9 protein-coding genes are annotated in these 12,097 nt (G+C 52.9%); 3 read left to right on the top strand and 6 right to left on the bottom strand.

Going from position 1 to position 12,097, the window contains the following annotated elements:
• Positions 1–58: 58 nt before the first annotated feature.
• A complete protein-coding gene (locus tag ACW44H_RS14470; RefSeq protein WP_457505218.1) occupies positions 59–262 on the top strand; it encodes a hypothetical protein in 204 nt (67 codons plus the stop codon).
• Between the two features lie 44 nt (positions 263–306).
• Here ACW44H_RS14470 and ACW44H_RS14465 read toward each other — a convergent pair whose 3' ends face one another.
• The 5 genes from ACW44H_RS14465 to ACW44H_RS14445 form a co-directional block, all read right to left on the bottom strand.
• Positions 307–1,707 (bottom strand): sigma-54-dependent transcriptional regulator, encoded by a 1,401-nt coding sequence (locus tag ACW44H_RS14465; RefSeq protein WP_457505216.1) that lies wholly within the window; start codon positions 1,705–1,707, stop codon positions 307–309.
• 11 nt (positions 1,708–1,718) lie between these two features.
• On the bottom strand, positions 1,719–3,164 hold the full coding sequence (locus ACW44H_RS14460; RefSeq protein WP_457505215.1) for an ATP-binding protein: 1,446 nt from the start codon (positions 3,162–3,164) through the stop codon (positions 1,719–1,721).
• A 56-nt stretch (positions 3,165–3,220) separates the two neighbouring features.
• Complete coding sequence (locus ACW44H_RS14455; protein WP_457505213.1) at positions 3,221–4,411, bottom strand: PQQ-dependent sugar dehydrogenase; 1,191 nt, start codon at positions 4,409–4,411, stop codon at positions 3,221–3,223.
• Between the two features lie 117 nt (positions 4,412–4,528).
• A complete protein-coding gene (locus tag ACW44H_RS14450; RefSeq protein ID WP_457505212.1) occupies positions 4,529–5,404 on the bottom strand; it encodes an AEC family transporter in 876 nt (291 codons plus the stop codon).
• A 78-nt stretch (positions 5,405–5,482) separates the two neighbouring features.
• Positions 5,483–6,397, bottom strand: coding sequence for a LysR family transcriptional regulator (locus ACW44H_RS14445; RefSeq protein WP_457505211.1), 915 nt, complete (start codon positions 6,395–6,397; stop codon positions 5,483–5,485).
• 189 nt (positions 6,398–6,586) lie between these two features.
• Here ACW44H_RS14445 and ACW44H_RS14440 point away from each other — a divergent pair, with 189 nt between their 5' ends.
• Positions 6,587–8,572, top strand: a complete 1,986-nt coding sequence (locus tag ACW44H_RS14440; protein ID WP_457505210.1) for a ligand-gated channel protein — start codon at positions 6,587–6,589, stop codon at positions 8,570–8,572.
• Between the two features lie 164 nt (positions 8,573–8,736).
• Here ACW44H_RS14440 and ACW44H_RS14435 read toward each other — a convergent pair whose 3' ends face one another.
• Positions 8,737–10,890, bottom strand: a complete 2,154-nt coding sequence (locus ACW44H_RS14435; protein ID WP_457505209.1) for a TonB-dependent receptor domain-containing protein — start codon at positions 10,888–10,890, stop codon at positions 8,737–8,739.
• 255 nt (positions 10,891–11,145) lie between these two features.
• Between ACW44H_RS14435 and ACW44H_RS14430 the strand changes: the two genes are divergently transcribed.
• Entirely contained in the window at positions 11,146–12,072 is a 927-nt protein-coding gene (locus tag ACW44H_RS14430) for an ABC transporter substrate-binding protein (protein ID WP_457505207.1), read from the top strand.
• Positions 12,073–12,097 lie beyond the last annotated feature (25 nt).

The raw sequence follows: 12,097 nt of genomic DNA, 5'->3' as shown, positions 1-12,097 counted from the left end.
GTTAAATAGGTCGGAGCGTAAACATATTGGTAGATGCTGACTAAGGAGTGAATAAGACATGATGTCACTAAAATTCAACATGCGGTTTTATGCTTTCCTATTGATTACAGTATTGGCAGTCGGCGCGTTATCGGGGTGTGGCGAGAGTGCTCCTCCTGAAACAGATGCCCAACCCGAAGAACAAGAACCTCTGAATACCGGCCCAATGCCGCTAGATAGTGACCCCGCCGCTGAAGCGCCAGGCGAGGGCATAACAGAGTAAGCATAATTAGCGCAGATATGCTGAGCGCGCCTGATTGCCATTAATTATTCTTCTTTGTCTTCGAGGCGGCGGTAGAGGGTCCTGCGGGCAATCCCCAGCACCTCTGCCGTACGCCGCTTATTACCCCCCGTTGCTTCTAATACTTTATTAATATAACGCTTTTCGACTTCTTCTAGGCTGGGCCAGCGGATCGGTGGAGGTGTTGGCATTTGGCTTCCTGCCAACACTTCGCCATTTAAGGTAGGCACCAGCGGCGTGCCGGACTCCGAGGTTGCTTGCTCGCGAAGCCGTTCGGGTAGGTCTTTATGGCTGAGTGAGCCGTCTTCGCTCAATGTGACAGCCCGCATAATTGCATTTTCCAGTTCGCGCACGTTGCCTGGGTAGGTGTAGTTCAGCAAATCATTAAGTGCTTCGGGTTCGATTTTCTCTATCTGCTTGCTTTGTGCTTCTGAGTGCTTGTCGATAAGGGCAAAAACAAGGTGCTCAATGTCAGCACCGCGCTCGCGAAGCGGAGGGATGCGTAGAGAAAAGGTTTCCAGGCGGTAAAAAAGGTCGCTACGGAAGTTATCCTGTTCGATCTCTTTTTCAAGGTTACGGTGAGTTGCGGCAATGATACGTACGTCCACGGGCTCTTCTCGCTCTCCACCCACCGGGCGCACGGTTTTCTCCTGCAGCGCTCGAAGCAACTTAGCCTGAAGATTGATAGGCATTTCACCAATTTCATCTAGAAAAAGGCTGCCGCCATGGGCGCTGTGGAAGAGCCCTTTGCGCGCTTCGTTAGCACCGGTAAAAGCGCCTTTTACATGACCAAAGAATTCGCTCTCCATCAAGTCGGCAGGAATGCTTGCACAGTTAACCGGCACGAATGGTTGGTCATTGCGTGGGCTTTCTTGATGGATAGCGCGGGCGAGTAGCTCTTTGCCGGTGCCGCTTTCGCCTAGTATCAAGATGGGAGCGTCGCTTTTTGCAAGGCGGGAGGCATCATGAAACAGAGCTTGCATGACCTGGCTTTTACCTACAATGCCATGGAAATGACTAATATCAGAATCGTGAGAAACCGCTAGTCGCTGGCGTTCAAGCACCCGGAATACCGCTTCTCGAATAGCATCCAAATCGAGTGGCTTGGTTAAAAAATCATCAGCCCCGAGCTTGAGTGCCTCGACAGCTTGGTCAATGGTGCCAAAAGCGGTAATCACGATAATGCCCAGCTCACTGCCAGCTTGACGTAGCTGCTGGAGTAACTGTATCCCCGTCATGCCGGGCAAACGCACATCGGTGATCACCAGCGAGACGGTGGTATGGCTCAATAAGGCGATAGCTTCTTCAGCACTAGGCACACCAAGCGTTTTATAGCCTGCATCCTGCAGTTCTTCTTCTAATAGCTCACGTATAGCGGCGTCATCTTCCACTACCAATAAAGGTAAAAGGTGTTCCTGATGGGTCACAAACGTTGTCCTCACGCGGATACGGTTTCACTAAGGGGGAGCGTAATTTCAAACCCAGCGCCGCCAAGGGTGCTGTCAAACACACCGATTGTGCCGCCGTGGTCGTTAATAATGCGATGTACCATAGAGAGTCCTAAACCACTGCCTTGGCCGACGGGTTTGGTGGTGAAAAACGGATCGAATACTTTATGATGATGGACGCTGGGAATCCCCGGTCCATCATCTTCCACCCACAATATTAGTTCGTTTTCTTGTTGCTGGGCTCGCACCCTGATGCGGCTTACCTCGGGAGCTTGCGCCGCATTTCGCAGCAAATTGGATAGCACTTGTACAATTTGTTGGCCGTTGGCGAATAAGTTGGGTGTCGGCGACGGTAATTCAATGTCTAAACAAATATTACGTGGTTCAAGCTCTTCTTCGACGAGGTCGCTGGCGCTCATAATAAGCTGATCTAGGGCTAGCTCGCCTTTCTCTACGTTATGCTGTCTTCCTAATTCCATCAATTGGCGAACAATTTCAACGATACGTTCCACTTCGCCACGAATTCGCCCCAGCCGAGAGCGTTCATCATCGCCAATGACTTCACGGCGAGCCAAGCGCTGGGCCTGCCCATTAATCACCGTTAGCGGCGCGCCTATCTCATGGGCGACGCCTGCCGCAAGTACGCCTAGTTCAGCGAGCTTTTTCGATTTTCGCAGGCCCTTTTCAAGCTCTATTTCGCGTCGCTGACGATCCTCTATTTCATGGTCTTTTTCTGCCATCGCATCCAACATGCCGTTTAACCCGGAAGCGAGACGGCGATATTCGGTAGGCCCGTCTTCAGTGGCGCGTTGGCTGCGGTCGCCATCTTCAACCAGTAGCATTACGTGAAGCAGCCGGTTAAGCGGGCGTTCAATATGGCGACGAAATCCCCACCAAATACTAAAAACGATCCCGGCTGCGCCGATCACAAACACCAATACGGCCACAATGCTGATAAAGCCAGTGTAGTTCTCAATGCCTGTATTTAGTCGATTAACCTGCAGTACGCCATATACTGTGCCATCTTGTGAGCGCAGAGGTGTCAACGCAGAGTAATAATTCCAACCCTCGTATTCGCGATAATTGCTATATAAATCATCGCGTTCAATGACCTGTTGAATCTCTTCCTGGCTGAAAATATCTTTGCCAAGGCCTAGTCCGTAAATGTCGCGTCCCTGGGTATCAAATACATAGGCGCCATAAATGCGATGGAAGGAGAAGGCCGATTGCAGGGCTTCTTCGAGTGGCGTGCTGCTATCGGGAGTAACCGCATAGCTCAACGAAGAGCTCAGCGTGCGAGTAATAATCTCTACTTCCGTTTGTAGCTTTGAACGTACATTATCCTCAAGTGATTTAATGGCCACTAAGCTAAATACCACGAGGATGACAAACAGCGGCACAATTACCGTTAAAATAATTAAATTGCGAAGTCGCATGCGGCGTCCATGGTGGTATTAATACAATTTAGTGTCAGCTAATGAAAAGGACGCAATTAATGAGTTGGCGTCAGACGATAAAGGCCACCCTGAGGATCATCCGTAAGCAAGTAGATGGCATTGTCCGGGCCTTGAGCAACCTCCCGAATACGACCAATCTCTCCCTCCAGTATGAGCTCTTCTTCGGCTACGGCGCCATCTTCTATGCGCAAACGAAGTAGCTTTTCGCTGCTAAGCCCGCCGGCCAATAGATTACCTTCCCATTCACCATAGGCATCGCTGGTAACTTGCGTAAGCCCAGCCGGGGCAAAGCGTCCTTCAAATACATACACCGGATCGACCATGCCAGGCAACGAATCTCTGCCAATCGGCTCATTGGTCGCATAGTCATTGCCTTGGCTTACGTCGGGCCAGCCATAGTTATTGCCTGCTTCAATATGGTTCAGCTCGTCGCCGGTGCGGGGGCCGTGTTCAGTTACCCATGCTTCACCATTGCTAAGTACCGTCATGCCTTGGATATTGCGATTACCCAAGGTGTAAATTTCATCCAGGGTATCGGGGTCATCAACAAAAGGGTTGTTATTCGGAACGCCGCCAGTGGCGGTGAGACGTAGGGTGGACCCAGCATGGTCGTCGCTTGCTTGGGCGCGGGATGGTTCACTGCCACGGTCACCAATACTCATTAGTAGCGTGCCGTCGGGCAGCCATGCCAAGCGCGAACCGTAGTGGCGGCCAGGGCCTGAGGCGCGACTCTGTTCAAATAAGTGTTCTACTTCGCCTAGCTCGCCATTCAGCCATTTTACCCGCGATAGCGCTGAACGGCTGCCATTACCATCGCTATCGGGCTTGCTCCAGGTGAAATAAATCCAATCGTTTTCTCCACCGCTATCTTGCCCCTCAAAATCAGGGTGTAACGCTATATCTAAGAGACCGCCCTGGCCCTGGACGCTCACATCTGGCATGCCTGTGAGCGTCCTTATTTCTCCACTGGCAGGGTCAACGAGTTTTAGCTGTCCACTGCGTTCACTCACCAGATAGCGACCGTCGGGTAAAAACGCTACCCCCCAAGGGTGCTCAAAGCCATTAGCGACACGTTCAAGGGAAAGGTTTAAATGATCGGTTTGCAAGGATTCCAAAATGACGTCATCGCTAGCAGCGTAAGCCAGCGGAAGGCCACAAATTCCTGCCCCTAGCACCCCAATCATTAGCCAACGGCGAGTAGGGCTACTCGTGTTTGTAGACTGCATAGCGTTCCCTCTGGTGGTGTTAATCCCCATCATTATTGCCGGTAGTTTAGCAGTGACTCTTCGCCCGCGCCGGGGTTCCGCTAACAGTAAATAAACAGCGTGTCTGGAAAAGAGTGCTTACATTAGCAGGGCGAGCAGCACGGGCAGGTAAAATAGCGCTAGCAGCGTTGAGCAGAACACCAAGCTGGCGACATAAGCAGGTTCTCGCTGGGCGCGCTGAGCAAAAAGATAATTGAATACCGCCACCGGCATGCACATCTGGACTACTAAAATGCTTTGTGCCAAAGGCGGCAGGCCTACCCAGCCAGCGATCAACCAGGCGATCCCAGCCGCGAGGGGAACGCGCACCAAGCTAAACCCAAGCCCTGAGCGCAGGTTTTTCACCTGAATGCTGGCCAGCGATACGCCTAGGGTTATGAGCATGAGAGGCACCGTAAAACCAGACATTAAATCGACTGTATTCGCCAGCCAGGGCGGCAGGGAAGTGCCCGTCAGCAGCAGCGCCATTGAAATAATAATGGCGTACACCGTAGGCGTTTTAACGAGGGTTTTGAGCGGGTTGCCTTGGCTGCTAAGTGCAGCACCCAGGGTGAATTGAAACAGCGATACGGTAACCATAACCGTGATTCCGTAGGCAAAACCTGCACTACCAAAGGCATAAAGCACCACCGGTAAGCCCATGTTGCCGGTATTGGGGTACATCATAGGCGCAATTAACACTCGCCAGCTTCGGCGCAGCAGTTTCGCCACTAGAAAGGTGGCTGCACCCATGCAGATAATGACCAGCGATGCGGCCAGCATGGTCTGGCCGAAGGTGGCCGCATCAATATCTGCACCCGCCAGAGAAGCTAACACCAGCGAAGGTGTCCCAATGTTAAATACTAGCCGGGTGATGAAGTCGACCGGATAGGGGTGGCCTAGGCGTACCCATAAATAGCCAAGCCCTGCACCGGCAAGCACAGGCGCCATGACGGCAAAAAGTTCGGCAAGCATTTACTGTCCTTGGCAATCGTTAGCCGCCTATTGTCCTTAATGCGTAGGCTAACTGGCAAGGCAAGCGCTTGAAATAGCCTAAACTGCAGCGGTTTTTGCTCGCCATTGGGTGGGTACTTGGCTTCTTAAAAACTCTAAAAGCGCATGGGTACGGCGTGATTGATGGCCGTATGCGTAGAGCAGCGTGATAGGCAGAGGCACCGGTTCCCATCCGGACAGGCAATTAATCAGTTCACCCGGGTGATGCTGTTCGCGCTTCGCAGTTAACCAATGAGCGAGCAGACCTATGCCCTGACTTCGTGCAATGGCATCGATATGCAGGGTGGTGAGGTCTACTCGCAGCCGTGAGCGGGGCGGGTTAAACGTGTACTCGCCATGTTCAGGATGAGCGAGCCGCAGCCCATTAGACGATGAACCCAGCAAGTCTATCCAGGCATGCTGATTAAGTTCTTCGGGGTGACTGGGCGTTCCGGCGCTCGCTAAATAGCGGGGGCTGGCGTAAAGCCCGCGGGTTAAATGGCCCAAGCGCTCCTGGTTTAGCCCACATTCATGAGTCGCCCCTAACCACACATGCACACTGTTGCTGTGCATTTTCGTCGGCGGCGTCTCACGGGTGTGCAGTGTTAGCTCTACCTTCGGGTGACGATTTAAAAAGGCATCAATCGCACTGGCTAACCAACTGCGCGCCAGGGCGCCGTGGACTTCAAGGGTTATTTCACCGCTGATCTCCTCACGCAGTTCAGCTAGCGCCTCCTGGCTATGGGCCGCCATCGCCAATAGCTCGGTGCAGTAATTGTGAAACAGCAAACCTGCTTCGGTAGGAATCAAGCGATTGGCTTGACGCCGCAACAGCGGCTGGTTAAGCCGGGTTTCAAGTTGGCTGATTCGTCGGCTTAGGGTCGATTTGGCTAATCCAAGCTTTTGCGCGCTGCGTGTCAAACTGCCCGTGGTCATCACATCGGCAAACGCAGTGAGTTCGTCAAAGTCATACATGGTTAGGCCCACGGGAAAAAGGTGAACGCTAATTGTGCCACTGTTCGGTGCGAATGAAAATAATAGGCATTTGTGTTCCGGTATGTTGAACGTACCGTCTCACCCTATTGTGTAAAGAGTGTGCAAAAATACAAATGCTAATAATTCGCATTTATGGAGCGGTTGCTCACTCACCTGAAGGATGCTGTTATGTTTCCCTCTTTACATCGTACATTGCTGGCCACTGCGATCTCTTCAATTGCTGCTAGTGCTTGGGCCCAAGAAACATCTCACTTAGACGATATGGTCGTTACTGCGTCAGGCTTTGAGCAACAAATTACCGATGCACCGGCCTCTATCAGTGTGGTTTCCCGGGAAGAATTAGAGCGGGGCCACTATCAAAATGTTACCGATGCTCTGCGCGATGTACCTGGCGTCATTATTACTGGTGGCGGGGCAGGTGATAACGGCCATGATATTTCTATCCGCGGTATGCCCTCTCAGTACACGCTGATTTTGGTGGATGGTCGTCCGCAAAATTCCCGTGAGTCCCGGCCCAATGGTAGTGCCGGGTTTGAGCAAGACTGGCTGCCGCCGCTACAGGCCATTGAGCGTATTGAAGTGGTGCGTGGGCCAATGTCGACGCTCTACGGCTCCGATGCCATCGGCGGTGTCATTAACGTGATTACCCGCAAGGTTGCGCAGGAGTGGCACGGTAACGTTCAACTCGACACCGTGCTTCAGGAAAACAGCGACTCTGGCGACAGCCGCCAAGCTAACTTTTATCTTAGCGGCCCCTTGGTGGGAGAACGGTTAGGCCTTCAGCTTTACGGGCGCACCTCTCAGCGCGACGAAGACAATATCCTTAACGGTTATGAAGATAAAAGCCTGCAAAGCCTTACGGCGCGGTTAAGCTTGGCCGCGAGTGACAACCACGATTTCACCGCTGAGGCCGGCGTGACCGAGCAGGATCGCACATCACTGATGGGACGCTCCGCTGCATCGGAAGGCTGCCGTGGGGGCTGTAGTGACAGCTACAACGATTATACTAATCAGCACGTTGCGCTGACACATAACGGTCGTTTTGCCTGGGGCACCAGTGAAACGTTTGTGCAACGTGAGCGCAGCGAAAATGATTCCCGCGATATCGATATCACCAACACCACGGCCAAGACCAGCGCAGTGGTGCCGCTGGGTAGACACATGCTGACCGTGGGGGCCAGCTATGAGGAAGAGTCGCTGGACGACAGTACCACTAACCAGATTTCCGATCGCACCACCGTGGAGCATAACCAGCGGGCACTGTTTGTCGAAGACGAGTGGATGCTGGCGGAGGATGTTGCGCTGACCGGTGGTCTTCGCATAGACGATGATGAAAACTATGGTAGTCACTTAAGCCCGCGGCTTTACAGCGTGTGGAACATGACGCCGGACTGGACGCTGAAAGGGGGGCTCTCGACCGGTTACCGTTCGCCCAACCTGCGTGAAATCACTTCCGACTGGGGGGCTATTAGTCGCGGTGGTACGACCTATGGTAATCCTGATCTAGAGCCAGAAACTTCGCTCAATAAAGAAATTAGTTTGCTGTATGCAGGTGACAATGGCCTGAGCGGCAGCATCACGGTGTTCCATAATGACTTTGAAGACAAGATCACACGGTTGCGATGCACAGCCGTAGGCTTATCGACAACAGAGTGTCCAGCCGCAACGCAGTTTGATATAGACGATGATGGTAATCTTAATACTAATACGCGAGTCAATGTCGATGAAGCGGTCACCCAAGGAGTAGAGGCAAGCTTAGCGGCGCCGCTAGGCGAGGCGGTTAGGCTAACAGCCAGCTATACCTTCACCGATAGCGAGCAAAAAAGCGGTGAGTATGCGGGCGAGCCGTTAACTCAACTTCCTCGCCATCAGGTATCGGCGTCGTTAGATTGGCAAGTCTCTGCCAAGCTGAGCCAGTGGACCAAAGTGACCTACCGTGGCGAAGAGAGTCAGCCCAACACTGGCCCCTCGCAAAGTGCGACAGTAGCCCCCTCTTATACCTTTGTGGATTCCGGTATCGGCTACCAGTTGAATGAAAGTACCAAGCTAAATGCGGGTATCTACAACCTATTCGATGAAGAGATCGACTACGACGAATACGGTTATGTGGAAGATGGTCGTCGGGTTTGGCTAGGCCTCAACATCGCCTTCTAAACCCAGCGTTCAAGTCAGAAGTGCCATACAACAGCGGCTATCCAGCGATAGCCGCTTTTTTATTGCGAGCGAACTAAGGTTATTAACTAAAAAAAGCCCCGGCGCATGGCCGGGGTAGAGGGAGAGCATCGAAACAGTCATTGAAACTTGAGAGTTCGCGCTGATTAGAACTCGTAACGGGCTGACAACCACAGACGGCGGCCTTCTTCGCTATTGGCGTAGCGGTTGCCATAGCTGGTTTGTGGGTTGCCCGCACGGTCGGTGGATGCATAGCCGTGATAGTCGACAAAGTCCTTGTCGAACAAGTTATAAATCGTCGCGCTTAGGTTAAGGCTGTCGGTCACCGCGTAATTACCGCCCAGGTGAAACAGTGAATACGCTTTAAAGTCGCCCAAGTCATCATAGGAGGGAGCACCGCGTACGCTCTCGCGGTTACGGTAGCGTTCGCTGCGGTACTCCGCTGAGAGCCAAGTGTCCAGTTTGGCCGTGGTTTGCCAGCGCAACGTGGCGTTCACGGCGTGCTCTGGTGTGTCGGTGAGTGGGTCGCCTTCGTTTTCACCGCTTTGCTGTTCACTGTCGGTGTAGGTGTAATTGGCGTTCAAGCGCCAGTCCGGGTTGAATTGATAGCCTGCAGAAAGCTCGACGCCTTGGGTAATCGCTTCGTCAATATTAATATCTTGATCGTAAAAACCATCGGGAATGAGGGGGTCGTTCTCTACCAGAATTTCGCCGCCTCGCGAGATTTTATCATCAAACTGGTTGTGGAATAGCGTCGCGCTGGCAGTAAACCCTTGCTGGCTGTCGTAATGCGCGCCAATTTCACTACTAGTGCTGGTTTCAGGTTCAAGATCAGGGTTGCCAATAGTAAGCACGGTGCCTTGGCCGGTTACGCCGTTAATACCATCGTGCAGGTCGTTGAGCGACGGCGTCTTGTAACCACGGCTGACGCCGCCTTTTAACGTCCACTCAGGCGTGGTGTTCCATACTAGATAGCCGCGTGGGCTAAACTGGCTGCCAAAGGCATCGTGGTGGTCGTAACGACCGCCCAGGGTGAGCGCCAGGTCGTCCCGCAGCATCCATTCGTCTTCTGCAAATAGCGACCAGGTGGTTTGCTCAAAGGTTTTCCCAGCAAGGCCGTCGTCAAGTTCCGCATCCCACCATTGCATACCCAGCGTCGTCATGTGATCGCCAAGCGGCATGATGAATTTGCTATCCAGCACCGTATTGGTGGTTTCCAACTCACGTGGCGCGCCGCCAATAATGCTTGGGAAACCTTCGTAAGCCTCACCCACTGTACCTGGAATGGTGCGCCCTTTGGTTTCGGTGGTATTGCGCATCAGGCTGGTTTCCAAGGTACCTGATACAAAGCGTCCGGTATGACCTATCGCAATCTGTTCACGCTCGAAACGAAGTTCATCTGAATAGCCAGTAGCGTTGCCAGGGTCTGGTGCGCAACTGCGCGTTCGGCCATCAAGGGTGCCTAGCTGGCATTCGTCGTTGTTGTAGCGCTGGCGGTTAACTTCACCATCGAGCCACAGGTCATGATTGTCCGTTGGCGTCCAGGTTAGCTTGCCGCCCAGGTTATACGTATCACCCTCAACAGGGCTTGGGCCGCGTTGGCTCACCTCGATCGGGTCACCATTCTCGTCGCTATAAACAAGTTCGGATGCATCGCGCTCATAAAAACGTCCACGCAACTGCACACCCAGTGTATCTTCAATTAGCGGGCCGCTGGTATAGAGGTTGATCTCACGGCGGTCGCCAAAGTCGCGGTCTTGATTGAAGGTGTTTTCAACGCCAATCGAACCCGTCCAATCACGGTTGACCTTGCGGGTAATGATGTTGATCACGCCACCCATGGCATCGGAGCCATACAGGGTCGACATCGGCCCACGTATTACCTCAATGCGCTCAATGCTAGAGACAGGCGGGAAGAAGCTGGTCGATGTTTCACCAAAGCCGTTGGGTGTCACGCTGCCTGCGGTGTTCTGGCGGCGGCCGTCAATCAGAATCAGCGTATAGTCGCTGGGCATCCCTCGGATACTAATATTGCTACCGCCGGTTTTACCCACCGACCCACCAACATCGACGCCTTCAACGTCGCGCAGGGCATCGGCAATACTTGTTACCCGTTGACGTGCCAGTTCCTCGCGGGAGATTACGGAAATGCTGGCAGGTGCTTCAACCATGGCCTGTTCAAACCCGCTAGCCGAGACAACAATATTGTCCAACTGTTGATTTTCTTGAGCGGTAGCTGCTCCGGTAGAAATAGTGAGAGCAATAGCACTGGCCAGAGCAGAGCGAGTAAAGCGTGGCATGGACATCCCCAGATAAAGCAGTTAGCTTGTTAATGATAGTTATTATCAAATAAGGTTGTGAGTCTAAAAACAATAGTTCCCAAATGCGAAACAGTTTCGTGGAACGCTATGTTGCGTTTTTTGAAACCTAGTGCTCTGGAAGAGCGGTTCCAGTTAGGTGTTGCGTGGTATGGAACGCTGTATTCGCAGGAATGTTGATGCAAGTGCTTTTGATAATCGTTACTATTCTGTTCAATTCAACAGCGAGGACACTTTATGCGGGCCGCTACGTTACGCAATAGCATTGTGGTACTACTAATGAGTGGATTATTGGTGAGTGCCGCTCAGGCACGTACGCTGGATACCGCTTATGGCGACGTAGAAGTGGAAGGCACACCGGAACGTGTGGTCACGCTGTACGAAGGGGCGTTAGATGCCTCTTTGGCCGCTGGTATAACGCCCCTGGGAGCAGTGACCACGCGCGGTGGTGACAACGTGGCTGAGTACGTGGAAGCGCATTTAGGCGAAGATCGTCCCGCTATTATGGGCGTGGTCCGCGAGATTAATATTGAAGCCGTGCTGGCGCAGCAGCCCGATCTGATTCTGGCGCCAGCACAGCTACCGGACGAGCAGTATCAACTGCTTTCTCGCATTGCGCCGACCGTAGTGCCGCATTCTCAGCCGCTCGCTGCTGATAACTGGAAAGCTGAAGCGCGTCTTTACGGTGAAGCGTTAAACCGTGAAGACGCCATTGAAGACGCTATCAATGCAGTTGACCAGCGAACGTCGGCACTCGCAGAAGCGTTAGTGGATGCCAATGTCAGCGGAACGGCCTTTTTAGTCCGATGGATGCCCGGAGGCCCGATGGTAATGTCGGAAAACCTGATCGCGACAGGGCTGTTAGAGCAGATCGGCCTTGATGTCCAGGGCGCAGATCTGATTGGCGAGCGTGGCGTACACAGCGATGTTCTCAGTCTGGAGAACCTCTCTCAAGTAGACGGTGACTGGCTCTTCCTGGCCACTCTTAACGAAGATGGCCGAGCAGCATTAGACGCGGCAAAACAAAGCCCTGCGTTTACTCGGCTTAATGTGGTTCAGCAAGAACAAGTAGTGCCTGTTAACGGCCAACTGTGGAGCAGTGCTAATGGCCCATTAGCTGCCCAAGCGATTCTTGATGATATAGAGGCTGCCTTGTTGCCGTGACGGTTCCACGTTTTGCAACGCCTAA

This window comes from Vreelandella sulfidaeris Esulfide1, from assembly GCF_054072535.1.
This window is presented reverse-complemented; position numbering and strand designations above follow the sequence as displayed.

What these genes read in the sequence shown, in the direction of transcription:
- ACW44H_RS14450 (WP_457505212.1), bottom strand. Translation starts at nt 5,404, where the DNA reads ATGCTTGCCGAACTTTTTGCCGTCATGGCGCCTGTGCTTGCCGGTGCA.
- ACW44H_RS14440 (WP_457505210.1), top strand. Translation starts at nt 6,587, where the DNA reads ATGTTTCCCTCTTTACATCGTACATTGCTGGCCACTGCGATCTCTTCA.
- ACW44H_RS14455 (WP_457505213.1), bottom strand. Translation starts at nt 4,411, where the DNA reads ATGCAGTCTACAAACACGAGTAGCCCTACTCGCCGTTGGCTAATGATT.
- ACW44H_RS14445 (WP_457505211.1), bottom strand. Translation starts at nt 6,397, where the DNA reads ATGTATGACTTTGACGAACTCACTGCGTTTGCCGATGTGATGACCACG.
- ACW44H_RS14435 (WP_457505209.1), bottom strand. Translation starts at nt 10,890, where the DNA reads ATGCCACGCTTTACTCGCTCTGCTCTGGCCAGTGCTATTGCTCTCACT.
- ACW44H_RS14470 (WP_457505218.1), top strand. Translation starts at nt 59, where the DNA reads ATGATGTCACTAAAATTCAACATGCGGTTTTATGCTTTCCTATTGATT.
- ACW44H_RS14430 (WP_457505207.1), top strand. Translation starts at nt 11,146, where the DNA reads ATGCGGGCCGCTACGTTACGCAATAGCATTGTGGTACTACTAATGAGT.
- ACW44H_RS14460 (WP_457505215.1), bottom strand. Translation starts at nt 3,164, where the DNA reads ATGCGACTTCGCAATTTAATTATTTTAACGGTAATTGTGCCGCTGTTT.